At 62.7% G+C, this 26,110-nt stretch carries 20 protein-coding genes; 13 read left to right on the top strand and 7 right to left on the bottom strand.

What is annotated here, in order from left to right; genetic code table 11:
- Positions 1-18: 18 nt before the first annotated feature.
- The 6 genes from NKI31_RS05920 (at position 19) to mgrA (ending at position 6,069) form a co-directional block, all read left to right on the top strand.
- Positions 19-912, top strand: coding sequence for a carbohydrate ABC transporter permease (locus NKI31_RS05920; RefSeq protein WP_023683029.1), 894 nt, complete (start codon positions 19-21; stop codon positions 910-912).
- Positions 905-1,840: a carbohydrate ABC transporter permease gene (locus NKI31_RS05915; RefSeq protein WP_352537075.1), complete on the top strand. Its 936-nt coding sequence runs from the start codon at positions 905-907 to the stop codon at positions 1,838-1,840. Before NKI31_RS05920 ends, NKI31_RS05915 begins: the two co-directional genes overlap by 8 nt.
- 5 nt (positions 1,841-1,845) lie before the next feature.
- Positions 1,846-2,946 (top strand): ABC transporter ATP-binding protein, encoded by a 1,101-nt coding sequence (locus tag NKI31_RS05910; protein WP_023744074.1) that lies wholly within the window; start codon positions 1,846-1,848, stop codon positions 2,944-2,946.
- Between the two features lie 118 nt (positions 2,947-3,064).
- Positions 3,065-3,811, top strand: coding sequence for a sugar phosphate isomerase/epimerase family protein (locus tag NKI31_RS05905; RefSeq protein ID WP_023683031.1), 747 nt, complete (start codon positions 3,065-3,067; stop codon positions 3,809-3,811).
- Between the two features lie 11 nt (positions 3,812-3,822).
- On the top strand, positions 3,823-4,965 hold the full coding sequence (locus NKI31_RS05900; RefSeq protein ID WP_023683032.1) for a Gfo/Idh/MocA family protein: 1,143 nt from the start codon (positions 3,823-3,825) through the stop codon (positions 4,963-4,965).
- Between the two features lie 57 nt (positions 4,966-5,022).
- Positions 5,023-6,069, top strand: a complete 1,047-nt coding sequence (mgrA, locus tag NKI31_RS05895) for an L-glyceraldehyde 3-phosphate reductase (RefSeq protein ID WP_023683033.1) — start codon at positions 5,023-5,025, stop codon at positions 6,067-6,069.
- Positions 6,070-6,149: 80 nt separating this feature from the next.
- On the opposite strand, the gene NKI31_RS05890 is transcribed toward mgrA, so the two are convergent.
- Complete coding sequence (locus NKI31_RS05890; RefSeq protein WP_023713445.1) at positions 6,150-7,241, bottom strand: S1 family serine peptidase; 1,092 nt, start codon at positions 7,239-7,241, stop codon at positions 6,150-6,152.
- Between the two features lie 401 nt (positions 7,242-7,642).
- Between NKI31_RS05890 and NKI31_RS05885 the strand changes: the two genes are divergently transcribed.
- On the top strand, positions 7,643-8,722 hold the full coding sequence (locus tag NKI31_RS05885) for a trypsin-like serine peptidase (protein ID WP_352650811.1): 1,080 nt from the start codon (positions 7,643-7,645) through the stop codon (positions 8,720-8,722).
- Positions 8,723-8,910: 188 nt separating this feature from the next.
- Positions 8,911-10,713, top strand: coding sequence for an MORN repeat-containing protein (locus tag NKI31_RS05880; RefSeq protein ID WP_352650809.1), 1,803 nt, complete (start codon positions 8,911-8,913; stop codon positions 10,711-10,713).
- Between the two features lie 29 nt (positions 10,714-10,742).
- On the opposite strand, the gene amrB is transcribed toward NKI31_RS05880, so the two are convergent.
- The 5 genes from amrB to NKI31_RS05855 all read right to left on the bottom strand — a co-directional run bounded on the left by amrB (position 10,743) and on the right by NKI31_RS05855 (position 19,058).
- Entirely contained in the window at positions 10,743-12,461 is a 1,719-nt protein-coding gene (gene amrB / locus NKI31_RS05875; RefSeq protein ID WP_352650807.1) for an AmmeMemoRadiSam system protein B, read from the bottom strand.
- 149 nt (positions 12,462-12,610) lie between these two features.
- On the bottom strand, positions 12,611-15,634 hold the full coding sequence (locus tag NKI31_RS05870) for a hypothetical protein (protein ID WP_352650805.1): 3,024 nt from the start codon (positions 15,632-15,634) through the stop codon (positions 12,611-12,613).
- A 12-nt stretch (positions 15,635-15,646) separates the two neighbouring features.
- A complete protein-coding gene (locus NKI31_RS05865; protein ID WP_023686599.1) occupies positions 15,647-16,360 on the bottom strand; it encodes a DUF4760 domain-containing protein in 714 nt (237 codons plus the stop codon).
- A complete protein-coding gene (locus NKI31_RS05860; protein ID WP_027049727.1) occupies positions 16,357-16,749 on the bottom strand; it encodes a hypothetical protein in 393 nt (130 codons plus the stop codon). The genes NKI31_RS05865 and NKI31_RS05860 overlap by 4 nt, the downstream gene beginning before the upstream one ends.
- 89 nt (positions 16,750-16,838) lie before the next feature.
- Positions 16,839-19,058, bottom strand: coding sequence for a caspase family protein (locus NKI31_RS05855; protein WP_352650802.1), 2,220 nt, complete (start codon positions 19,056-19,058; stop codon positions 16,839-16,841).
- A 295-nt stretch (positions 19,059-19,353) separates the two neighbouring features.
- Between NKI31_RS05855 and NKI31_RS05850 the strand changes: the two genes are divergently transcribed.
- The gene (locus NKI31_RS05850; protein ID WP_023669789.1) at positions 19,354-19,758 is read left to right on the top strand and encodes a Fur family transcriptional regulator; all 405 of its coding nucleotides are present in this window, start codon (positions 19,354-19,356) and stop codon (positions 19,756-19,758) included.
- 204 nt (positions 19,759-19,962) lie between these two features.
- On the opposite strand, the gene polA is transcribed toward NKI31_RS05850, so the two are convergent.
- Complete coding sequence (polA, locus tag NKI31_RS05845) at positions 19,963-22,890, bottom strand: DNA polymerase I (protein ID WP_352650800.1); 2,928 nt, start codon at positions 22,888-22,890, stop codon at positions 19,963-19,965.
- Positions 22,891-23,333: 443 nt separating this feature from the next.
- On the opposite strand from polA, the gene NKI31_RS05840 reads away from it, so the two are divergent.
- The 4 genes from NKI31_RS05840 (at position 23,334) to NKI31_RS05825 (ending at position 26,064) form a co-directional block, all read left to right on the top strand.
- Positions 23,334-24,719 (top strand): M20/M25/M40 family metallo-hydrolase, encoded by a 1,386-nt coding sequence (locus tag NKI31_RS05840; RefSeq protein WP_023835013.1) that lies wholly within the window; start codon positions 23,334-23,336, stop codon positions 24,717-24,719.
- A 77-nt stretch (positions 24,720-24,796) separates the two neighbouring features.
- Positions 24,797-25,417, top strand: a complete 621-nt coding sequence (locus NKI31_RS05835; RefSeq protein WP_023835012.1) for a ribonuclease D — start codon at positions 24,797-24,799, stop codon at positions 25,415-25,417.
- A gap of 80 nt (positions 25,418-25,497) precedes the next feature.
- Positions 25,498-25,704: a hypothetical protein gene (locus NKI31_RS05830; protein WP_023683046.1), complete on the top strand. Its 207-nt coding sequence runs from the start codon at positions 25,498-25,500 to the stop codon at positions 25,702-25,704.
- 105 nt (positions 25,705-25,809) lie between these two features.
- Positions 25,810-26,064: a GlsB/YeaQ/YmgE family stress response membrane protein gene (locus NKI31_RS05825; protein ID WP_023704219.1), complete on the top strand. Its 255-nt coding sequence runs from the start codon at positions 25,810-25,812 to the stop codon at positions 26,062-26,064.
- The last annotated feature ends 46 nt before the right edge of the window (positions 26,065-26,110 follow it).

The raw sequence follows: 26,110 nt of genomic DNA, 5'->3' as shown, positions 1-26,110 counted from the left end.
ACCCAGCCGGCTGACGAGATGAGCAAGAGCGAACGCCCCAACCCGCTGTTCCGCAACATCAATGCGAAGGTCGCCTCGATCCCGATGATCCTCACCGCGTCGGTGGTTTTCGTCGGCGGCACCGTCTGGACGGTGTTCTATTCCTTTACCAATTCGAAGCTGCTGCCACGGCTGAATTTCGCCGGGCTCGACCAGTATTACCGGCTTTGGGCGACGCCGCGCTGGCTGATCTCGATCGAGAACCTTTTGATCTACGGCGCGATCTCGCTGGTGTTCTCACTGGTCATCGGCTTCCTGCTTGCAGCGCTTCTCGACCAGAAGATCCGTTTCGAGGACACGTTCCGCACCATCTTCCTCTATCCGTTCGCGCTTTCCTTCATCGTCACCGGCCTGGTCTGGCAGTGGCTGCTCAATCCGGATTTCGGCATCCAGCATGTGGTGCGGGACCTCGGCTGGACGAGCTTCAACTTCGACCCGCTCTACAATTCCAGCATCGTCATCTACGGCATTTCGATTGCGGCGCTGTGGCAAGGCACCGGGCTCATCATGTGCTTGATGCTGGCCGGCCTGCGCGGCATCGACGAGGACATCTGGAAGGCGGCGCGGGTAGACGGGATCCCGATGTGGAAGACCTATCTGTTCATCGTCATCCCGATGATGCGGCCGGTTTTCATCACCACGCTGGTCATCATCGCGTCGGGCATCGTCAAGGTCTACGACCTCGTTGTCGCCCAGACCAGCGGCGGCCCCGGAATCGCCTCCGAAGTGCCGGCCAAATATGTCTATGACTACATGTTCTTCGCACAGAATCTTGGCCAGGGCTTTGCCGCCTCGACCATGATGCTGCTCTCGGTGGTGATCGTCGTCGTGCCGTGGGCCTACCTTGAATTTGGAGGCAGGAAGCGTGGCTGACCCGGCCGTCCCTTTGCCCGCCAGCGCGGGTGCCGCCGAGCGCGAAGCCTCCGGGCCGCGCGGGCCGAAGCCGCGGCATGTCTTCTCGCGCCGCAATATCTACCTCTATGGCACGCTGATCGTTGTGGCGGTCTACTATCTGCTGCCGCTCTACGTGATGGTCGTAACCTCGCTCAAGGGCATGCCCGAGATACGGATGGGCAATATCTTCTCGCCGCCGCTCGAAATCACGTTCGAACCGTGGGTGAAGGCGTGGGCGACCGCCTGCACCGGCCTCAATTGCGACGGGCTTTCGCGCGGCTTCTGGAATTCGGTGCGCATCACTGTGCCGTCAGTGCTGCTGTCGATCGCGATCGCCTCGGTGAACGGCTATGCGCTGGCCAACTGGCGCTTCAAGGGCGCCGACACATTCTTCGTCATCCTGATCGTCGGCGCCTTCATCCCCTATCAGGTGATGATCTATCCGATCGTCATCATCCTGCGCGAGATCGGCCTCTACGGCAGCCTCAGCGGCCTGGTGATCGTCCATTCCATCTTCGGCATGCCGATCCTCACGCTTTTGTTCCGCAACTATTTTGCCTCGATGCCGGAAGAGCTGTTCAGGGCGGCACGGGTCGACGGCGCCGGCTTCTGGGGCATCTTCCTGCGGATCATGGCGCCGATGTCGCTGCCGATCTTCGTCGTCGCCATCATCCTGCAGGTGACCGGCATATGGAACGACTTCCTGTTCGGCGTCGTCTACACCCGCCCCGACACCTATCCGATGACGGTGCAGCTCAACAACATCGTCAATTCGGTGCAAGGCGTGAAGGAGTACAACGTCAACATGGCCGCCACCATCCTGACCGGGCTCGTGCCGCTCATCGTCTACTTCATTTCCGGCAAGCTTTTCGTGCGCGGCATCGCCGCCGGTGCGGTGAAAGGGTGATGGCGATGACGGCAGCCAACGGCACCAGCGTTTCGATCCAGGACCTGTCCCTGAATTTCGGCTCGGTATCGGTGCTGCAGACCCTCAATCTCGAGGTCGCAGAGGGCGAGTTCATCGTGCTGCTCGGTCCCTCGGGCTGCGGCAAGTCGACCTTGCTCAACTGCATCGCCGGGCTGCTCGATATTTCCGAAGGCCGCATCTTCATCAAGGGCAAGAACGTCACCTGGGAAGAGCCCAAGGATCGCGGCATCGGCATGGTATTCCAGTCCTATGCACTTTATCCGCAAATGACGGTGGAGAAGAACCTGTCGTTCGGCCTGCGCGTTGCCGGCGTGCCCAGGGACGAGATCGCCAAGCGCATCGCCCGCGCCGCCGAGATCCTGCAGATCGAGCCGCTTTTGCAGCGCAAGCCCGCGGCCTTGTCCGGCGGCCAACGCCAGCGCGTGGCGATCGGGCGGGCGCTGGTGCGCGACGTCGACGTCTTCCTGTTCGACGAGCCACTATCCAATCTCGACGCCAAGCTGCGCTCGGAACTGCGCGTCGAAATCAAGCTTCTGCATCGCAAGCTGCAGAACACCATGATCTACGTCACCCACGACCAGATCGAGGCGATGACGCTGGCCGACCGTATCGCGGTCATGCGCGGCGGCGTCATCCAGCAGCTTGACGCGCCGCAGACGATCTATAACCGGCCGGTCAACCGGTTTGTCGCCGGCTTCCTCGGCTCGCCGGCGATGAATTTCCTCGAAGGGGAGCTGGAGGCCAGTGCTGCTCCAGTGTTCAGGACCGACCGTGTTTCGGTGCCGCTCGATCGCTATACCTTTGACGGCACGGAGCGCCCGGCCGGCGCTTGCGTGCTGGGCATCCGGCCTGAACATATCGCTTTCGGTGACGCGGCTAAGTCGATGCCGTTTTCCGCCGGCGGTTCGGTCGAGATCGTGGAGCCGATGGGTTCCGACACGCTGGTGTGGACGAAGCTTGCCGGCCGCAACCTCTCCTTCCGCGTCGAGGCGGAACGGACGCTGCGCAGCGGCGATCCGATCCAGTTCGGTTTCGATCCGGCGCGCGCCTCGCTGTTCGACGCTGCGACCGGCAATCGCCTGTGACCCTCTAGAATCATCCGCAAACCATCCTCCCAAGAACGATCCCCCTAAAACGATCTCGCGAAAACGATCCCCCGAAAACATCCCCAAGCCTTAACCACCCAAGAAACGGACAGAGACGATGAACTGGTCATTCCAACTCTACAGCGCCCGCAATTTCCAGCCGTGGGACGGCATCCTGAAAATGCTTGGTAAGCTCGGCTACAAGGAAGTCGAAGGTTTCGGCGGCGTCTATGACGACCCCAAGGCGTTCCGCGCCGAACTCGACAAGAACGGGCTTTCGATGCCGACCGGACATTTCTCGATCGATGCGCTGGAGAATGATTTCGACGGCGTACGCAAAACAGCCGACGCACTCGGCATCACGCTCGTCATCTGTCCCTATCTGCTGGCCGAGCAGCGGCCGGCCGACGCTGCCGGCTGGCGCGGCTTTGGCGAGCGTCTGGCCAAGGTCGGCGAGACCGCAAAAAAAGCCGGCTACGGCTTTGCCTGGCACAACCATGATTTCGAGTTCAAGACACTCGCCGACGGCTCGGTGCCGCAGGATCACATCCTGTCGGCTGCGCCCGACATCGGCTGGGAGATGGACGTCGCCTGGGTAATCCGCGGCGGCGTTGATCCGCTGCCGTGGATCGAAAAGCACGGCAAGCGCATCAGCGCCGTCCATGTCAAGGACATGGCCAAGTCAGGCGAAGGCCTTGACGAGGACGGCTGGGCGGATGTCGGCCACGGCACCATCGACTGGGCCGGCCTGATCAAGACACTTCAGGCGAAGAGCGCGGCCAAATATTACGTCATGGAACAGGACAACCCCAACGACATCGAGCGCTTCGCCAGCCGCTCGCTCGCATCCGTCAAGGCTTACTAGGAACAATCATCATGGCAAAGAAACTGGGTATCGGCGTCATCGGCTGCGGCAACATCTCGAAAGCGTATTTCTCGCTGGCGCCTCTGTTTCGCGGCATCGAGATGCGCGCCTGCGCCGACATCAACATGGACGCGGCCAAGGCACGGGCGAAGGAGTTCAAGCTGCGCGCCGAGACCGTCGAAGAACTGCTCAAGGATGACGAGATCGACATCATCGTCAACCTCACCATCCCGGCGGTGCACTACGGGGTGTCGAAGCAGATCCTCGATGCCGGCAAGCACGTCTATTCGGAAAAGCCGTTCGTGCTGTCGGTCAAGGAAGGCCTCGACCTCAAGAGCCGGGCCGAGAAGAAAGGGCTGCGCATCGGCTCGGCCCCGGACACGTTCCTGGGCGGCGCGCACCAGCTGGTGCGCAACCTCATCGACACCGGCGCGCTCGGCAAGATCACCAGCGGCACCTGTCATGTGATGGGCCACGGCATGGAGCACTGGCACCCCAATCCCGATTTCTTCTTCCAGCCCGGCGCCGGGCCGGTGCTCGACATCGGGCCCTACTACATCACCAACCTGATCCAGCTGATCGGGCCGGTGAAGCAGGTGGCGGCCTTCGCGACAACGCCTGCCAAGGAGCGCACGATCTCGTCGAAACCGCGCGCGGGCGAGAAAATCCCGGTCAACACGCCGACAACGATCCACGGCCTGCTGGAGTTCGAGAACGGCGCCGTGATCACGCTCAACACCAGCTGGGACGTCTGGGCGCATGGTCACGCGCCGATGGAACTCTATGGTGAGACGGGCACGGTGTTCGTGCCGGATCCGAATTTCTTCGGTGGCGACGTGCGCATAACCAAGGCGGCAAAACCGGTGAAGAAACTGCCGAAATGGCAGCATCCGTTCGGCGTGCCCAACGAAATGCACGGCCAGGGCATGATGGCCAACTACCGCACCGCAGGCCTTGCCGACATGGCGCTGGCGATCGCCGAGGGCCGGCCGCATCGTTGCTCGATGGAGCTCGCGCTGCATGCCGTCGACGTCATGACCGGCCTGTTGCGGTCGGGCGAGACCGGCAAGTTCGTCGCCATGCAGACCAGCTGCGAGCGGCCGGCTGCACTCGGCGTCAAGGACGCAAAAGAACTGTTGGCGAAGCAGAAATGAGGTAGAAGGGTGTCGGCGCGCGCGCGCCGACACCCATACAATCCAGGATCTGTACCCATGCGCTGGCAGCCGGCTGAACACCGCTATGAGAAAATGCTCTACAACAGATGTGGGCGATCCGGCCTGAAACTGCCGGCGATCTCGCTCGGCCTGTGGCACAATTTCGGCAACGACACGCCGCACAAGACCAAGCAGGCGATCGCGCGCAAGGCCTTCGATCTCGGCATCACCCATTTCGATCTCGCCAACAATTACGGTCCGCCGCCGGGCTCGGCCGAGATCGCCTTCGGCGAGATATTGCGCACCGACTTCGCCAGCTATCGCGACGAGCTGATCATCTCGACCAAGGCCGGCTATGAGATGTGGGCAGGGCCTTACGGCGAATGGGGCAGCCGCAAATATGTGCTGGCGAGCCTCGACCAGAGCCTGAAGCGGATGGGGCTCGACTATGTCGACATCTTCTATTCGCACCGCTTCGATCCGGATACGCCGCTTGAGGAAACGATGGGCGCGCTCGACCATGCGGTGCGTTCCGGCAAGGCGCTCTATGCCGGCATCTCGTCCTACAATTCGCAGCGCACGCGCGAGGCGGCCGACATATTGAAGCAGCTCGGTACGCCCTGCATCATCCATCAGCCGAGCTATTCGATGCTCAACCGCTGGGTCGAAGAGGACGGACTGCTCGATACGCTGGAAGGGCTCGGTGTCGGATCGATCGTGTTCTCGCCGCTGGCGCAAGGCATGCTGACCGACAAATATCTCGGCGGCATCCCCGAGGGTAGCCGCGCCAGCCAAGGCAAGTCGCTGCGGCCCGCCTTCATCAACGAAAAGACCATCGCTAACATCCAGGCGCTGAACGCGATCGCCGGCAAGCGTGGCCAGACGCTGGCGCAGATGGCGCTGGCCTGGGTGCTGCGCAAGGGCCGGGTCACCTCGGCGCTGATCGGCGCCAGCCGGCCCGAACAGGTCGAGGACTGCGTCGGCGCGCTCAAGGTGCTCGAGTTCAGCGATGCCGAGCTCGCCGAAATCGACACTTACGCACGCGAGTCCGACATCAATCTGTGGGCGGCGTCGGCCGAGCGCAAAGGCCCGCCGCGGAAGTAAGCGGAACAGCCGGCACCGGACATGAATCAAAACGGCGGGAAAGATCCCGCCGTTTTGCGTTTATCAAGCTTCGGGCCCGTTCAGGGCTTCTTGGCCGTGCCGAGACCGGCCTTGGGCGCCGCCGCGGCTGCCGGAGCCGGGGTCTTCATCTTGGCTTCGATCCAACCCGTATAGTTGGCCAATCGCGTGTAGATGCCATAGGCATTCTTGTGGCCGCAAGCGGCGGTGCCGTCGGACGGACCTTCGCCCCAGGAGACGACGCCGACCTGGACCGGACCGTTGGCGCCGGTCATGAACAGCGGACCGCCGCTGTCGCCGTTGCAGGCGTCGCGTTCGCCGCTGTCGGTGCCGGCGCAAATCATGTTCTTGGTCAGCGGATCCGACATATCGGCGGCGATCGCATTGGCGGCGGCATCGATGCCCTTTTCCGAATAACGCATCCGATGCGAGAGATCGCCAAGTGCCGCCTTCAAGTCATGCGCATAGATCGACTTGATGCCGCTGTTGCAGGCAGCGCTCGGCTCGAGATCGAGATCGGCCACCATCAGCGCGGTCGGGAAGGTGCCGTCCTGCATCTTGCCCCAGCCGATGACCGTGGTCTTGCCGCTGTCTGGCGTCGGCTCATTGGTGATCTTGATGACCGGCGCATCGGCGGGCTCCGCCAGCCGGAGCAGGCCGAGATCATTGTCCAGCGTCTGTTCGCTGTAGCCCTCGTTGACGATGACCTCGACCACCTTGTAGCGCTTGCCTTCGGTAAGATCGGTGGCGCCGGTCAGCACGGTCACCGTGTCGGGCGAAATCGGCCGGCCCTTGTCGTTGAGGCAGTGCGCCGCCGTCAGCACCCATTGCGGCGCGATCAGGCTGCCGCCGCAGAATTGCGCGTTTGGCTGCGAGGCCGGGCTGGGGTCCAGCCGGGCGCTGGTCAGCAGCGCCACCTGGAACGGATAGGCCCCTTTGTCGGCTTCCTTGCCGCCATAGACGCGGTCGGCCCCGTCGGGATTCTCGGCCTTGGCCTTGTCCCGGGATTCGGCGACGCGCTGCATCGGCGAGACCGCCGCTTCCGGCCTGGCGGCGTCGTCGGCTGCATAGAGCGCGTTGACGGCGGGGAAAGCGGCCGCGATGCCCAACAGCGATGCAGCGGCAAGCGGCCTGAACCGATGGATAATGTTCACCTTGAAACCCTCCTGAGATGAAAAATGCCGAGCCATGCCGCCATGACGCATAACCAACAGAAGCGGTACCGGTACCTCGATCGCCTTCTGCCAGAACGAACGACATCCGCGCGGTCATAAAACCGAAATACGACTTTTGCTAATCGTGCCCCATCGGGCAGAGCCCACCCAAACCCTATAGCCCCCCACGGGCTACGTGGAAGCGATTTGTCATTGCCAATGTTGGATTATTTTAGGCAGTATATCGACGCGGGTGCGTTTGGCGGAGGGCTTTAACGAGGCCGCCCGGACCGATGATCCGATACGGCGGGTAACCAAACTAATTTTTTAACTCCACCACGATCTCGACAATATTTCTGTATTTTGCTCCACTCCTTGCTGACTTTTGGGAGAGTCTCACCATGACGAAACTGACAAGCACTATCATTGCGTCCGCACTGCTATCCACCGCACTGTGGACGATGCCTGCCTTCGCCGCCGATCCCGGCTCAGCGAATGCCGGCAATGGCGAAAGCATGCGCGATCTCGGAACGGGCGACTACCAGCCCGGCCGTGCAAAGCCGATCGCGCCGCCGAAACTGACCGAAGATGAAGCCAGCCGGGCAGCGCCGCTGACCGACGAGGGCGCGGCGGTCAAATCCTATGGCATCGTCGGACGTTCCGCCGATGGCAAGGACATCAAGATCGATGCAGGCGAGACGCTGAAGGACCTTGTCATCAAGGAATTGAACGCGCCCGCCAACACACCGAACGCCGACAAGACCGGATTGACGGGCGGCGACGAAGCCGGCCGCCAGGTGTTCGGGGCCGACGATCGCGAGCAGATCAAGAACACCAAGACCTACCCGTTCACCGCGATCGGGTATATCGAAGGCAAAGCCAAGAGCGGTTATGGCAGCTGCTCGGGAACCCTGATCGGTCCGCGCACGGTGCTCACCGCCGCGCATTGCCTCTACAGCAATGAAGACAAGGCTTGGCTCGACGACGTCATCTTCGTGCCGTCGCTCAACGGCAACACCGCCGACGATGCACCGTTTGGCGCTTTCAGCTACGAGAGCGTCTATATCCTGCAGGGCTTCATCGACAATTATCAGGGTTACTACGGCTCGGTCATTCCGTGGGACCTCGGCATCATTACGCTGAAGCAGGATGTCGGCACCAATCTCGGCTGGCTGGGTTATGCCAACTATGAGAACCTCGGCGATTTCACCGCAAACATCGTTGGCTATCCCGGCGACAAGCCGATGGGAACGATGTGGAAGGCGACCTGCGAAGTGAAAGCCGAAAACGTCGGCGCGGAGTATTTCCAGTACGACTGCGACACCTATCCGGGGTCGAGCGGCAGCTCGGTCTACGCCTACGACAATGGCGCCAAGCAGCGCGTCGTCACCGGCGTGAACGTGGCCGAAAGCCCCAACGCCAACACTGCGGTGCGCCTGAACGCTGCCAACGTGGCGTGGATCAACAGCCTGTACAAATAAGGCCCGATCTTTCGCCGGCAAACAGCGGCGATAACCAGCACTACCAAACCGGCGGCGGGACGTTCCCGCCGCCGGTTTTTTTGTATCGAAACACCTCTCTTGCACTGTGTTACAGCGGTGCTTACGCTAGGCGATCCAAGGGGTTGGGTAAGATGGCGCGGGCAAGAATGATCTTCGGAGTCAAAGCGATGGCGGCTGCATCCATGCTGGCCGCACTGACATGCTTTTCCGCTATGGCCGATCAAGGCGGTGCCACACCCGATGGCGCCTGGGCCGAGCGGGTGCAAATCCTCTATAAAAGCGAAACACGTTCGGTGCTGCGCAAGAATGTACGGGTCTGGGATTCCCACCCGGAATTGGGTCTTGATTTCACCTGGGAGCCGGCGTCCGGCGTGTCGCCGGACCGCACCGTCGCAGCCGACGGCACCGTCAACGGCAAGGGCAGGCTGGTCTGGCGCGTACGCGGCTCGGCGAGCTACGACCCCAAGACGATCTATTCCAGCTATTTCGGCGAGATCAGGAATGGCCGCCCCGATGGACAAGGCCGGCTGGAGCTGCGTTCAGGCGAGATTCTCGACGGCCGTTGGGTCGCCGGCCAGCTCGACGGCCATGCGATCCATGTCGATGCCGACGGCAATCGCTATGAAGGGCAATTCAGGGCCGGTGTGCCGAATGGCGAGGGCAGGCTGGAGACGAAGACAGGCAAGATATTCGTCGGCTCTTTTGCCGATGGGCTGAAGGACGGCAAGGGCCGCACCCGGTTGCCCGGCGGCACCGTCTACTGGTCGCAATGGGCGATGGGCAAGGAGATCGGCGGTGCGCGCCCCGATGTGCTGGCCGATGCCAGAGTGGGCGGGTTGCTCAAGGCGCAGACCGGCGGCGGTTCCGCCGACAAGGTCGAGATCGGCATTGCCGTCGACCAGCGCATGACGCAGCAGGCCGACATGCAGTACCAGCATCTCGTGCGCGACGAAGACATCGCGATCTATCCGGTGTCGGACCAGTACAATGATGCCTGGAACGGCACCGGAGAGATTCGTACCGGCAATGTCTATGAAGGCATGGACTGGGAGACGGCGCCGGCCTTCGCCGAAGTCGACCTCAAGACCACCGACCGGTCGAGGGTCAAGATCGACAGCCTGGAAATGAAGGTGGCCGCGAGCGAGGCCTACCGCAAGCCGATGCTGTCGATCAGCGAGCATTATGGCTGCGTCGGCTTCCGCCCCGACTTCTCGATCGTCAACAATGGCTGGGGCGACGTGAAAGACATGAAGATGTCGATCCAGTTCACCAGGACCGACGAGGAGGACAACGCGACCGGCGAGCCGAGCCGCACGTTCACGAAGGACATCGGCACTTTCGGCGACGGCGTCGACGTCTCGATCAAGAACGTGCTGATTGAAGCCGGCGTCGACACAACCACGCTCGAGACCGAGCGCTTCACCTGCCCGTCAAGGGACAGCCTGGATGTCTGCCGCGCCCAGGTGGCCAACAAGGTCAAGTTCGGCGACGTTGCCGATTACATCAGCGGCAGCGTCGAGAAAATGAGCGTGACCGGGATTGGCAAGCTCGATTATTCCTGGGCGGACGATCAGGGCGCTGTCTACCAGCAGAGCGAGCCGTTTCGCGTCATCGTCTCGCTGGTCAGCATCGAGGTCCCAGAATCGCTCGCCGAATGCGGCGATGGCGGCGGCGCGTCGCCCGAAGCGCTACGCTACCAGAACATCGAATTTCCGATCGGCAAGACCGATTACAGCATCCCCATGCCGGTGCGCGGCAACAAGAATCTCAGCGCCTACACGGCACGGCTGAAAATGTGGTCGTCAATGTCGTCGATCCATCGCTTCAGCATCGCCGCCCATTTCGCCGATGGCAGCACACGGGAGAGCAAGCCGGCCACGTTCTTCTATTTCAGGCCGAAGCAGTCGCTGTTTGAAACCAGCACCAAGCCGGCGGTCTGCTATCTGCCGGAAGATCTGCAAGGCTGTTGAGGTCCTGTCACGTCCTTTCGGGAATCGCGTTATTTCGAGCCCATCTCGAAATAATTGGGCAGCGGGATCAGCCTGGCAAAGATCGTGCCCTGGCTGAACACCCTGAGTTCCAGCATCGACCCAGACGATCGTTCGGCCTTCTGGTCGAACAGGAAATTGCCGAGCGAATAGATCTCCGCAACATCGCCGCCGCCGAGCGGAAGGATCGCCTCGCTCGATACATGCGGATGGCCGCCGACGATTGCCGTGACACCGCGCAGCCGCATCTGGTCGGCAAGCATCTCCTCGCGCGGCGACGGCTCCGTCTTGTACTCGCGGCCCCAATGGACGAAGGCAATCACCGGCCGCTCGGCATTGTCGTGCAGCAGCCGGTCGAGCAAAGCAGGCGTCAGAAGGTCGGTGTTCCTGGAGCCGTTGGTATCGATGTCGGTCAGCCCGACCAGGTCGAGATCGGCAAGCGCCAGCGTCTCGCCCTGCCCGAAATGGGCGATGCCGGCCGCATCGTGTGCGGCCAGCGTCTCGGCATAGCCTGACGGGCCGAGGTCGTAGGCGTGATTGTTGGCGAGGCTGACAGCGGCGACATGCAATTTCTTGAGCATGTCGATGGCGAGGTCTGCGGGCATGGCCAGCGTCATGTCGTCGATCGCCTCAGGGACGTTGGGCAGGATCACGCCTTCGAGATTGACGATCAGCGGCCGCGAGCGGGTCAGGGCCAGCACGCTTTCGACGATCTTCTCGGCAACACCGTCGCGGACCAGGATCTTCTTCATGGCGCGGGCGAAATTCACGTCGCCCGCGAAATAGTAGAGCTTGTCGTCGGGACGGGCAGGATTGTTGAAGCCGGGGCCGAAGGCGCCGAACAGCGCCACGACATAGCTGGTGGTGCGCTCGACATAGTCGCTTGAATGCGCCTGCGAGTTCTCGTTGGCGACGACCAGCGGCGCAGCACCGAACAGTTCGCGCTGCAGCCTGGTCTGGATATAGAGCGCACCGACCGAATCGGCGTGATCCGGCTGGCGCAGCGCCGCGATGCCGTCGAGCGACCCGGCGGCGAGCATGTTCAGCGTCTGCTGGTCGAAACGCCTGGCTTCGTGCTGCGGCAGATAGTGGGAGAAATCGGTGGATTCGACGATCAGCGTGTCCTTGTCGACGATCGCTTTCAGCGCCTGCGCCAGCCGGTCCCAGTCGGCTCGCTTGGCTTTGACCGACATCGCCACCGGCACGATTTCAGCTTCGGGGAAATAGTGATGCAGGAAAGGCAGCATCGCCTGCACGCCATGCTCCCTGGCGAACAGGCAGGAGTCTTCGACCATGTCGCGGTTCGCTTCCAGAAGGTGCACGGCTTCCGTGTCGGCCTGGACTGGACCGAGCACTGTTTCAAAACCGCGCGGCGTCGTGGCGAAGAGTTTCTGCGTCTCGTGGAAATGGTCCGGCGACAGGATGACGATGCGCTTGTAGCGGAAGCCGGACGCGGCGTGGAAACCGAGTGCGACGAGATCTGCGACGAGCAGGTGGTGGGGGACTGTGATGCCGGTGAGGCGTTGGTTGGACGGCTCGATTCTGGCGACGGCGGCGATGGCGTCGGTGAAGAGTGTGGGGTCGGAGTAGAAGGACGGGAAGTTTGTGTCGCCGGGCGGGCAGGTGATGGGGGCGGCAGACGCTTGAAGCACTGAGAGGATAAGCAAGGCGGTGGCAAAGACCAGAATGCTGGTCCGTGCCCAGGCACCCCCCGCTGTCCTGCCGGACATCTCCCCCGCAAGGGGGGAGATTGGATGTCGCCTCGACTTTCGCCAATCATCAACCTTGAAAATAGATCTCCAGCAATGAAGAGACTGATCTCCCCCCTTGCGGGGGAGATGGCCGGCAGGCCAGAGGTGGGTGCCTGGGTGCCGACCTCTCACGGCTCAGCCAGCACAATGTTCTCCACGCCGCCGACATAGTAGAACGGCTTCTGCTTGGACGCGGTCAGCCGCAGCACTTCGCGCGAAATGTAGTCGGCGAGGCCGAACAGCGTCACGCCGCCGTCGGAGGTCTTGGCCCGGCCGCGCAGGCCTTCGAGGATCGAATAGGTGAAGACGCCATGGCCGAGCTCGGGCAGTTCGGCGGCGGTGTTGTTGGCAGCGGTGGCCGAGAAGACGACGATGCGTGCGTCCTGCGCGTCTTTTTCCAGGCGCGGGTTGAAGGCGTTGGCGGCGTGGCAGGTGTCGAGCAGCATGAAGCGCATGCCCTTGGCCCGCTCAACCGATTTCTGGATGTCGCCCCAGTCGACCAGCGAGGAGCGCTTCCAGCGGTCGGGATCCTGTTTGCGGCCGTCCGTGGGGATGAAATAATAGTCTTCGTCGATGTTGATGCCGTGACCGGCGACGAAAATGATGGTGGTGTCGTTCTCGCCGGGTTTGTCGAGGAAATCGGCGAGCTGGTCGTCGATGGTGTCGGAATCCGGTTCCAGGATGGTGTCGGCGCTGGCGACCTTGAACACGTCCTTGCCGGTATCGGGCGCCTCATCCAGCGCTTCGCGGTTGACCAGAACCAGCGTCTCCATCGCCGAAAACAAGGGCGCGGATTTCTGCGAGATCACCTTGAGGAATTCGGTGGCGTCATCGACGGGATAGCGCAGATCGCAGGCGTGGCCGGCGCATGCATCGGTGAGGAAAGGATATTTGTCGACGCCGATCACGGCGACGTAGAGCTTGCCCTTGTTGGCTGGATTTTCGGTTTTCCTGGCAAGCGCTGTGACACTGCGCTCGGTCAGATAGCCGAACTCGTTGGTGCCGGTGATGCGAATGGTATTTTCGCCATTCTCGACCGGCACTTCGACGATGGTGCTCTTGCCACCATCGATTGACCGTGCGGTGACATCGCCGACATTGCGGCTGTTCGACAGGATCGAAAATCCGGCGACATCGGCGCCGGCTTCCTGCGCGCCCGAAATCTCGACGGCGACATAGCCCTCGCGGACGTTGCTCTGGTCGGCGGCAAGCTTGATGCCGAATTCCGGCGGTTTGCGCTCGAGCAGCTTTTCCAGCTGGCGGTCGACGCCGGGGCGCATTTCCTGGACCGCCTGTTCGGCGCTGCGCAGGATGATGGCCCGGCGCACCATTTCCGGGCTCCAGAGATATTTCTTCAGCTGGCCGGCGCTGATGAAACGCCCTTCGTGGCCGCGGCCCTGATTGACGTGCCAGCCGATCAACTTGTCGCCATCGGCGGAGGAATAATAGTAGCCCTGCGGCATCCAGGCGATCCATTCGGAGCCGGCGAAGAACATCGACACTATCAGTTTGTGTGTCTTCAAATTCCACAGCCGCACGGTCTGGTCAGCGCTGCCGGTGACCAACAGCCCTTCCTTCTCGGCGGCAACCATGGCGTTGATCTCGCCGGTGTGGCCGGTGAATTCACCCGATACCTCGGCGGTCGCGGTTTTGTATTCCAACAGCGTGCCGTCGCTGCCGCCGGTGATCAGGCCAAGCCCATTGCCGATCAGCGTGTAAGCCGAATGGACGAAGCCATTGGTGGCGGAATTCTCGATGCTGTGCATCACCTTTCCGCCGCTCGCGATTTCGAGCACGGCATTCTCCAGGCCGTCCTTGCCGCCGGGGGCAGCACGGAGCGACCACTCACCCTCTGCGAGTGCCGCGCGGGCATAGGCGCCCTGTTCCGCAAACGCCACCGGGTCCTCGAAGAACCGCTCGGCCGTCGGTAGCGCCAGCACCTTGTCCAGCGTGCCCTGCAGCTCGGGACAGGACACGCGTTCAGGGCAGGGGTTGGTGTTGCCCCAAGCGATGGAGCTGCTCGCCGCATCGATCCCGATCGCCGTCACCGGTTCGCCGACCCCTTGCAGCAGCGCCTTGCGCTCGCCGGTCATGGGGTTCCAGACCTGGATGGCGTTGCGGGTGCCGCCGGCTGTCGCCACCAGCGAGCCGTCGGCATTGCCGGCGCCAGCAAAGACCGTGCCGTCATGGCCGTTATAATCGAGCAGTTGCTCGCCGCTGTCGGTATTCCAGACCGCCGAGCGATGCTTGTCGGCGCAGCGATAGCTGCATGACGCAACAAGCCGCGAACCCGTGGCGAAGCTCAGAGCGCCGATCTGGAAATCCTGCTTCGGCATGGCGCGGACGAATTTGCCGGTGCTGGCCTGCCAGAGCTGGACGTCGCCGTCCTTGCTGCCGGTGGCGAACAGGCTGCCATCCAATGACACGGCGAGTGCGGCGACGCCGACATCGCGCAGCGGTTCGGCCTCGGCGGGTAAAGCGATTTCCTCTGACTTGGCGATGTCCCAGAGCCTTATGCCGTTGTCGGTGGTCGTCGCCACCAGCCGGGTTCCCGCAGCGGCGAAGGCGAGCTTTTCCACACGCCAGGAATCGGCATCGAGTTTTTCCGTCAGCGTCCAGCCCGACGCGGATTTGTCGTCCGCCCGCCAGAGGTAGACGAAACCATCGCCACCGCCGGCGGCGAGCGTGTTTCCGTCGGGTGAAAAGGCGACATCATAGATGGCATAGTCGGCGGCCTTGAGCACGGTTTTGATCTTGCCGGTGGTGAAATCGAACAGCCTGACATCGCCATAAGGGGGCTTGTCGCCGATGCCGGCGCCGAAATAACCGCCGGCGGCGATCGTCTTGCCATCCGGCGACACGGCAATCGCAAAGACCTTGCCGTCATTGCCATTGCCAAGATAACCGCGGATGGTGCGGAGCGTCACCCCGCTCTGCCAGTCCCAGATGCGGATGGTCTTGTCGTCAGATGCGGAGACCAGTTCCTCGCCGTCCGGCGTGAAGGCAAGGTCGGTGACCCTGGCGCTGTGGCCGCCGGTGTTGAGATCGAGGTGGAAATCGAGGTCCTCGGCACCGGCGGTTGACGTTAACGCCAGAAGACCGACCAGGATTAGCCACCGGATAGCACGCAAGGGATGGGAGCTGCCCGGCACCTTGTTGCGCCGCTATTTGGAGTCGGCGGGCGGCGGCGACCCGTGACGCACATAATTCTCGATCGCCTGGGCATAATTGGCGGAACCGGCCTTGCGTTCTTTTTCGATGTAGCCGGCAAAATAGCTCCAGAACGACACCGCATAGTCGCGGAAATAGGCATCGGCGACATCGCGCGAACAGAGCTTGCCCTCGACGCAGATCGAGAGACGATTGAGGAAATAGACGATGCGATCGAAATTGTCGTTGAAGTCGGCGATCGGCATGGTGCCGCCGCCGGCAGTCATCGCCTCGATCCCGATGCGTTGCCGAAACACTTGTTCCTCGGTTGGCGACGGCGTGGCGCTGAGCAGATTGTCGTATTTGGCGTTGAGTGCCGACAGGCGCTCCTTGAGCGCGCGTTGCGCCTGCTGAAAGTCCTTGCTTTCCCAAAGCTCGACCAGCGACATCGTCTGCTCGACGCGCTTCTGTTCCTGGTTTGCGAGAAACTGGAAGACCGAGAAGCCCAAGGTGAAGACGATCGCCAGGCGCACGGCGAGACCCGACCAGGCGTAGATCAGCATGCGCCAGTCGCGGTCGGTGAACGGGTTGGCTTCCTTCTTGATCTCGTGACTGCTCGGCCACGGAAAGCCTTCGGTGGTTTCGGGCAAGGTCGCCGGCTTCTTGGCCGGTGCCGGCGCCGATGTGGCCGGCGATTTTTGCGTTGCAGCGCCCCCCGGCTTTTTCATCCGCAGCTGTCCAGTTGGATGATGGCGGTGGGATCGAGCACGATGCCGGGTGTCTCCAGCTTCTTTTTCAGGCAATCGAGCTGCGTGCGCGAAATCATGAACTGCACGTCCGGTTCGGCAGCCGCCTTGCTGGGTGACGGCAAGGGCTCGACCACGCCGCGCGAGGCGCAGCTGGAGAGATCGACGACAACGGCCGTGTTGCCGGTCTTGGCGATCTGGTCGTACTGGTCGAGAAAGCAGGTGGCGAGCTCGGAATTGGTGACGATCTGCTTGGCGCACAGGCCGCAATTCTCGTCCGCCGAGGCGCTGGCAACCAGCAACAGGCTGCCGGCAAGGCCGACCGTCGCTGCACGCCAGGAGAGCACGGGGATAGTCACTGATGTCCTCATCTGTTGCATCCAGCCGCGGCGCATAGAAGTGTCGCGAGCCGGGAATGTTCCTATATCACGCCGGCAAGAGCCGGCGAAGCGATGTCAGGTCAGGCGCGGGGCACCGTCTCCATCGGGAAGATCATCACCGCGCCTTTGGGACCGCTCTTGTCGGCAAGCCGCATCACGGAGCGCGTTGCCGGCGCCATGCCGATGTCGGCCAGCATGTCGGAAAAACCAGGCGTTCCCGATGCGGCACGCGTCACGGCGCGCACGCCTTCCTGGGCAAGAAAGCTCAGATCCTCTTTCTCGCTCTGCGGCGGCGCCTCGGTCAGCACGGCAATCATGCGCTCCATGCCGAAGCTGGTGTCGGTGAAGGCGAGCAGCCCTTCCTTCAGGCCCTGATCGGCCTGCTCGTTGATCGGCGCCAGCCGCTCGGCGACGATATGGGTGATCGAATAGTCGCTGCCGATGTAGAGCACGTTGATGTCGACGAACTCGTCGGACCCGTTCTTGGCCGCAATGTGTACCTGATCGCCCGGCGAAACGCGCGGCACCGTCGAGGATTCGATCGGCTCCAGCACATCGCTGTCCTGGCGCTTGATCAGGAACTGGACGCTGACCTCGTCCGGCCGGTAGTCGGACGCCGCGGCGAGCCGCGACAGGCCGGTGGCGCGGAAGATCGTGGTCAGGGTCTTGGCTGTGTTTTCCGCAAGCTTGTCGCGGCCATCCTGATCGATGACGATGCGTGGCGGCTTGCTGCCGTCCTTCAGGCTGATGTCGCCGGACGCCGGCAGGAACCACAGCGCCGGTTCGTCGCTGGCGTTGGCGGCAGCGCCGTCCATGGATTTTTCGCGCAGCACCGCAAGCCGCAGATCGGCGCTCTTGCCGGGCTCGACCAGCGCGATGTGGAAGCCGGACTTCGGCTTCGCCACCAATTCGTCCAGAACCGAATTGACCAGCTCGGTTTCTTTTTCGAGCCCTGCGGTCGGCGCCGGCTTTGCCACCAGCAGCTTGTAGTCGACCGCGAGTTCGGCAACGCGCGCATAGGCGCCGGCGGGCACCGCCGTCGGCGCAAGCGCCGGCTTGCCGTCGAATTCGACCGGTGCGAGCTGGCTTTCGAGGTTTTTTGCCGATTTCACTTCGAGATAGCCGACGGCGTCGGAGAGCTTCGACAGCGCCGAAGGCAAAATGGCGAGCTTGCTGCCGGGGGTCAGACCCTGCAGCAGCCCGGCGCCGATCGCGACATCGCCGTCCTTGACGGCAATCGGCCATTGCATGACGGCGTCGGTTTTGTCGGTGCCGAACACGCGGGCGTCCAGTTCGCCCTCGAACAGGGGCGTCGGCCTTGTGCGGCCGTCGGCCGAATATTGCTGCAGCACGGCCTGGCCGAGCTGGCGATAGGTGACGTTGGGGTTCTCGGCCAATTTCGACAGGATGGTGAAGGTGAACAGGCCGAAGCGCGGCGCGTCGGGCGTGCCCTTGGGCAGCGGCATTTCCGGTGTCGTCTCGACCGTTTGCGCGGCATAGAAGGCGACCAGCTTGCCCCTGGCGATCGGCTCTGCGCCGGTCGGCGTCAGGTTGAAGGCCGGCTTGCGGCCGCCATTCTCGTCGAAACCGCGCGATGCGCTTGCCGAGATGTCGTCATAGGCCTTCACCGCCGCTGCTCTCGCCGCGTCGTCGCCGCCGACGAGGTCGGCGAACTCGACCTTGCGCTCCAGTTCGTCATCGACTTCCGCGGCGCGCGTCGCGGTGCCGGAATGGCAGCAGTCGAACACCACCCAGACAAAGGCGCCCTTGTCGCGGATGGCGTCGAGTGCGGCGCCGACCTCGTTGTCGACCAGCGCGTTCGGCACGCCCTCTTCGCGGTTGATCCATTTGTCGATATCGGACGGCAGGAAAATCTCGTCGAGGCCGTCGGTCTCGTCGCCGGCCTTGGCCTGCGGCTGCTGGGCGCCGTGGCCCGACAGATGCAGATAGACGAAATCGTCGCGTTGCACCTTGCCGGCGAGGTCGGCAAGGGCGGCCTTGATCGCCGCATGCGTCGGCGGGCCGTTGGCGCCTTCGACGTCCTTGGCGAGCAGGATCACGTTCTCGGCCGAGAACTTCACCGGATCGGGCGTGTTCTTCAGGAGATAGTCGCGCACCAGGCCGGCATCGTTCTTCGGCCCGATCAGCCAGTTCTTCTGCGGCAGGTTCGGATAGTCGGTGCAGGCAACCAGCAGCGCGTGATAGGTGCGCGAGGCGGCGAGAGCGCGGAACGAAACCGTACCGGCAGCCACAAGCGCCGACGTGCCGACGAGCAGCGTCCGTCGTGTCAGTTTGATCATAATTGCTTCCCCAAGCCCGATCGAATTTGCAAGTGCGGCACCTTTCGTCGCGAATTTTGTCAGTATTTTGAATGTGGTCGGTGCCGTCAATCGGCGGTGGTGGTCATGGTGTCGATGGCGATAACGGAAACAGTGGCAAAAAGCCTGCTTCATCGCTATCTCAAGGGGATTGAGACCGTCGCATGGCAGAAATGATTTGCGAGCGGCGCTGGATCAAACAGATAGAACATGATGTCGTCCGAGAACCGCTTCACACTTTTCGGCATCATGCTCTAAACGATCGGAAAACGGGATCATGGCGGCAAGGGATGTGCTGACGAAGAATCAGCTGAGCGTGCTCGAGAAGCTCGAGGCCGCCAGTGGACCGCTCAGCGCCTATACGCTTCTCGACCAGCTGCGCGAGCGCGGTTTCCGCGCGCCGCTGCAGGTCTATAGGGCGCTCGACAGCCTGGTGAAGTCAGGCTTCGTGCACCGGCTGGAAAGCCTCAACTCCTTCGTCGCCTGCGCCGAACCGCACGACCATACGCATTCGATGACAGCCTTCGCTATCTGCGACACATGCGGGCAGGTGATGGAGATGTCCGACCATGACGTCGACCATCGGCTGGACGAATGGGTGCGCTCGACCGGGTTTGCTGCGAAGAAGGCGGTGATCGAGTTTCGAGGGACGTGTGCCAAGTGCCTGGCTGAGGCTGCCTAACGTTTCGACGCTGGCGGGACAGCACCCCCCTCTGTCCTGCCGGACATCTCCCCCGCAAGGGGGGAGATTGGCAGTTCAAGCGCTGCGCCCATTGCAGCAACGTCGGAGATTGGCGAAAGCGGAAGTGGCGGCTGATCTCCCCCCTTGCGGGGGAGATGCCCGGCAGGGCAGAGGGGGGTGTGAAGGATCGCGGCGTATCCGGCGCTAATGCGCCTCGTCCCAGTTGTTCGCTGCGCGGGCATCGACATGCAGCGGCACCGACATCGAGATGGCCGGCATCGGCGCGTTCTCCATCACCCTGCGCACCACGGGGATCGTCGCCTCGACTTCCGCTTCAACCGTCTCGAAGATCAATTCGTCATGCACCTGCAAGAGCATGCGGGCGGACAGGCCGGCCTTTTCCAGCGCCTCGTCCATATGCACCATGGCGCGGCGGATGATATCGGCAGCGGTGCCTTGCAGCCTGGCGTTGATCGAGGCGCGCTCGTTGAAGGCACGGATCGACGGGTTTGACGACCGGATCTCAGGATAGTGGATGCGGCGGCCGAAGATGGTTTCGACGAAGCCATGCTCGCGGGCATAGGCTTTTGTTGCCTCGATATAGTCGCGGATGCCGGGGAAACGCTCGAAGTATTTCTTGATGTAGGCGCCGGCCTCCTCGCGCGGGATCGACAGCTGGTTGGCCAGCCCAAAGGCCGAGATGCCGTAGATGATGCCGAAATTGATTGCCTTGGCGCGGCGGCGCACTTCGGAAGGCATGCCTTCGACCGGCACGTTGAACATTTCCGAGGCGGTGATGGCGTGGATGTCGGCGCCATCGGCGAAGGCCTGCTTCAGTTGCGGGATCTCGGCGACGTGGGCAAGCACGCGCAGTTCGATCTGGCTGTAGTCGGCCGAGACCAGTTTCTGGCCCTTGTCGGCGATGAAGGCCGTCCTGATCTTGCGTCCCTCCGCGGTGCGCACCGGGATGTTCTGCAGATTGGGATCGGATGAGGAAAGCCGGCCCGTCGTCGTCGCGGCCAGCGCATAGGAGGTGTGGACGCGCCTGGTGTCGGGATGGATGAAGCCCGGCAGCGCGTCGGTGTAGGTCGATTTCAGCTTGGTCAGCTGGCGCCAGTCGACGATCTTGCGCGGCAGTTCGTGGCCTTCGGCGGCGAGATCCTCCAGAAGCTGCGCGGAAGTCGACCATTGCCCGGTCTTGGTCTTGGAGCCGCCGGGCAGGCCCATGCGGCCGAACAGGATGTCGCCCAGCTGCTTTGGCGACCCGATGTTGATGCGCTCGCCGACAAGGCCGTAGATTTCCTCTTCCAGGCGTGCGGCGCCTTGCGCCAGCTCGCCGGAGAGCCGCGACAGGATCTGGCGGTCGACCGAGATGCCGCGCTGCTCCATCCGCGCCAGCACCGGCACCAGCGGCCGCTCCAGCCGCTCATAGACCGAGACCAGGCCCTTGGCGGCAAGTCGGGGCTTCAGCACCTGCCACAGCCGCAGCGCCACGTCGGCATGGCCGGCGGCGTAGGCGGTCGCCCGGTCGATGTCGACCTGGTCGAAGCCGACCGAGCTTCTGCCGGAACCGGCGAGATCCTTGAGCGGCGTCGTGGCATGGCCGAGCCATTTGTCGGCGAGCGAGGACAAAGTGTGGTGGCCGGTGCCGGCGTCGAGCACATAGGAAATCAACATCGTGTCGTCGAAGGGTGCGATATCGATGCCGTGGCGGCTCATGACGACGATGTCGTATTTGGCGTCCTGGGCGATCTTGAGCACCGATTTGTCTTCCAGCAGCGGCTTCAGCAGCGCCAGCGCCTCGCGGACCGGAATCTGGTTCTCCAGCGTGCCGCCGCCGAGCAGGTCGCCGGCGCCGCTCTTGTGGGCGAGCGGCACATAGGCGGCGCGGCCGGGGCCGATCGCCAGAGAGAAACCGATGAGGTCGGCCAGCATCGGATCGGAAGACGTGGTTTCGGTGTCGAAGGCGACGATGCCGGTCTCCTTGGCTTGGGCCAGCCAGGTCTTGAGCGTCGCCGTGTCGCGGATGGCGACATAGGCGGCGGGATCGATTTTGGCCGCAGCGGCCGTTTCCAGGCGAAGTGCGGCAAGCAGCGAAGGGGCGTCGCCGGCTCTGGCGGTTTCGGTTTTGGCTTCATCCTGTGTTGCCGCAGGCGCCGCTATGCCGGAACCGACATCGGGGCCGTGCGCGGTGTCGGCGCGCTCGACGGTGACGGCGACAGCCTGCACATCGCCGGCTTCGGTGCTGGTCGCCTCGGCCACACGGCGGGTCAGCGAGGTGAATTCCATGGTTTTGAGAAAGCCGATAAGCTTCGGCCCATCCGGCGCATGCAGCACGAAATCATCGAGCCCGTCGGTCACCGGCACGTCGTTCTTCAGCGTCACCAGCTGGCGCGATATGCGCGCCTTGTCGGCATTGGCGATGATCGATTCGCGCCTCTTGTCCTGCTTGATCTCGCTGGCCCGGGCGAGCAGCCCGTCAAGGTCGCCGAACTGTTCCAGAAGCTGCGCCGCCGTTTTCGGCCCGATGCCGGGTACGCCCGGCACATTGTCGACGGAGTCGCCGGTCAGCGCCTGCAGGTCGATCATCTTTTCCGGCGGCACGCCCCATTTCTCGATGACTTCGGGGATGCCGATCTGGCGGTCCTTCATCGGGTCGTACATGCCGACCGTGGGTCCGACCAGCTGCATCAGATCCTTGTCGGAGGAGATGATAGTGGTGTCGCCGCCGGCCTCGCACGCCAGCCTGGCATAAGTGGCGATGAGGTCGTCGGCCTCGTAGCCTTCGATCTCGATGCAAGGCAGGTTGAAGGCCACGGTTGCCTGGCGGATCAGACCGAATTGCGGGATCAGGTCTTCGGGCGGTGCGTTGCGGTTGGCCTTGTATTCCGGGTAAAGATCATTGCGGAAGGTTTTCGACGAATAATCGAAAATGACCGCTAAATGCGTCGGCACGATGCCTACATCGGTGTTGCGGGCGTCCTGCATCAGCTTCCACAACATGTTGCAGAAGCCGGAGACCGCGCCGACCGGCAGCCCATCGGATTTGCGGGTCAGCGGCGGCAGCGCATGATAGGCGCGAAAGATGTAGCCGGAGCCGTCGATAAGGAAGAGATGGTCGCCTTTTTTCATGCCGGCAGGGATAGCGCGCCGGGACGGCGCGGTCCATGGCAAAGGCGGGCTTCCAACAGGTGTTGCGGCGACATGCTGACAGAGCCTGCCTGCCGATAGGCCCTGCTGCTGTTTGCCTCGGCGCTCACGGCTATGTTACAAAAGTGTAATTTTTGTGCCCTTGAAACGCCACGATCCGAGACACAAATAAAGGTCATCGGCAGTTTTCGCCGAGTCCGGAGCAAGGCCCGTCCCCCGCCTATCCCGGACAATTGCGGCAGCCTATCCCCCCTCTCCGGGCTGCCGCATCGTTTCGAGTAAAAGACCGCCGTGGTTCCCCTCCACCACGGCGGTTCTTTTTTGCCTTCTGACAAGTGTTTACGGTCCGTGGTCCAACGATCGCGGGCTTTTCGTTTTGATGCGCTGCCTTTACGGTCCGGCACCGAAAAGAAAGGCCCGCAGTAATGTCCACTATTTCCTCCGTCCTAGACCGTCTCGATAAAAATCTCGACCATAGCCTGGAGCGCCTGTTCGGCCTGCTTCGCATCAAGTCGATCTCGACCGATTCCGACTATGCCGCCGACTGCCGCAAGGCCGCCGAATGGCTGGTGGCGGACCTCAAGCTGATCGGCTTCGACGCTTCGGTGCGCGACACGCCGGGACACCCGATGGTGGTTGCGCACCATGAAGGCCCCGCCGGCTCGCCGCATGTGCTGTTTTACGGCCATTACGACGTGCAGCCGGTCGATCCGATCGAGCTTTGGGAGAACGACCCGTTTGCGCCGGCGGTCAAGGAGATCGAGCCCGGTCACAAGGTAATCACCGGCCGTGGCTCGGCCGACGACAAGGGGCAGCTGATGACCTTCGTCGAGGCCTGCCGCGCCTGGAAGCAGGTGCATGGCAATCTGCCCTGCCGCATCACCATCCTGTTCGAGGGCGAGGAGGAGTCCGGTTCGCCGTCGCTCAAGCCGTTCCTCGAGGCCAATGCCGATGAGCTCAAGGCCGATTTCGCGCTGGTCTGCGACACCGGCATGTGGGACCGCGAGACGCCGTCGATCTGCGTTTCGCTGCGCGGAATGGTCGGCGAGGAGGTCACCGTCAAGGCCGCCGATCGCGACCTGCATTCGGGCCTCTATGGCGGCGCCGCCGCCAACCCGATCCGCATCCTGGCGAAAATCCTCGCCGACATCCATGACGAGAACGGCCACATCACCATTCCCGGCTTCTATGACGGGGTCGAGGAAACGCCGTCGCAGATCCTGAAATCATGGGAAACTCTGGGCGAGACCGCCGAAACCTTCCTCGGACCGATCGGCCTCTCGATCCCGTCGGGCGAAAAAGGCCGCTCGGTGATGGAACTGACCTGGGCGCGGCCGACGGCCGAGTTCAACGGCATCATCGGCGGCTATACCGGCAAGGGGTTCAAGACAGTGATCGCGGCGGAAGCGTCGTCGAAAATCTCCTTCCGCCTCGTCCACAAGCAGGACCCCGAGAAGATCCGCGCCGCTTTCCGGAAATTCGTCGAGGCGCGCATTCCCGGGGACTGTTCGGTCGAATTCCACCCGCATGGCGGCGGGCCGGCAATTCAGCTTTCCTACGACTCGCCATTCCTGACCAAGGCCAAGACTGCGCTGTCGGATGAATGGCCGAAGCCCGCTGTGACCACGGGCGGTGGTGGTTCCATTCCGGTGGTCGGCGACTTTCAGACCTATCTCGGCATGGAATCGCTGCTGGTCGGGTTCGGGCTCGACGACGACCGCATCCACTCGCCCAACGAGAAATACGAGCTGACCTCCTTCCACAAGGGCCAGCGCTCCTGGGCGCGCATTCTCGATGCGCTGACGCGCTGAGGAGGCTGGGAAGTTTTCTTGTTGATTTTTCAGCGGATCGCGGCGAGGACGAGTTACGCCGCGATCCGGAGACAACCATGGCCGACATCCGCTTCCACAAGAACGATCTGCCCGACCTCGCCCACTACAATGTCGACGCGGTGGCCATCGATACCGAGACGCTGGGCTTGAACCCGCACCGCGACCGGCTGTGCGTGGTGCAGATTTCGCCCGGCGATGGCTCCGCCGACGTGATCCAGATCGCGCCCGGCCAGAAGAAAGCGCCGAACCTCGTCAGCCTGCTGCGCAACCGCGGCATATCGAAACTGTTCCACTACGGCCGTTTCGACCTCGCCGTGCTCTACAACGCCTTCGGCGTCATGCCGGAGCCGGTGTTCTGCACCAAGATCGCCTCGCGGCTGACCCGCACCTATACCGACCGGCACGGCTTGAAGGACATCTGCTTCGAACTGCTTGGCGTCGGCCTGTCGAAGGCGCAGCAGTCGTCGGACTGGGCGGCCGAGACCCTGTCGCCCGAACAGCTCGAATATGCCGCTTCCGACGTTCTCTATCTGCACCGTCTGCGCGAGGTCCTGGCTGGACGCCTGGCGCGGGACGGGCGCACCAAGGAAGCCGACGCCTGCTTCTGCTTCCTGCCGACGCGTGCCAAGCTCGATTTGATGGGTTGGGACGAAGAGGATATTTTTGCCCACAGCTGATGGCCTTCAGATAACGCTTCCGGCAGCCTTGCAACCAGACACGCGTCGTGGCGTTCTGTCGACTCAATGAGGGGGATGACGTGGCAGACCGCAAACCGATAGCGACCGCCCCGACGGATGGATCCAAGGTCACTGTTCTGTGGAAGGACGGCGCCGGCGTCGTCAGCGAATCCGTCGGGCAATATCGCGACGGCGCCTGGTGGGTCTACACCGACAGCGATACCCAGAAAAAGGTCGACCCGACCAGCTGGCGGCCAGTCTCCAGCGACGATGACGACGATCAATGAGCGCCGCTAGCGGGTGCAACTGCTTTCGCATAGCCTGAAGTCGTTGATATCGAGGCCGATTCGGGGCCTTCCGCTCCGTAGCCTCTCTTCCTGGAGGAACGCGTCATGGGCATCGAAAGCCTTCTCATCTTCATCATAATCGGCGCCATTGCCGGCTGGCTCGCCGGCCTCATCGTCTCGGGCTTCGGCTTCGGCCTCATCGGCAACATCATCGTCGGCATTATCGGCGCCCTGATCGCCGGCTGGCTATTTCCAAGGCTCGGTTTCGCTATCGGCGGCGGCATTCTGGCTGCCATCATCAACGCCACGATCGGCGCCGTCATCCTGCTGGTGCTGGTCAAGGTTCTGAAGCGAGCTTGACGCTCTAAGTTTCATTCAACGCAATTCCTCAGGAGAAAGCCTGTGC

The sequence above is a fragment of the Mesorhizobium sp. M0659 genome, from assembly GCF_040320605.1.
In the GTDB taxonomy this organism is placed as follows: Bacteria; Pseudomonadota; Alphaproteobacteria; order Rhizobiales; family Rhizobiaceae; genus Mesorhizobium.
This window is presented reverse-complemented; position numbering and strand designations above follow the sequence as displayed.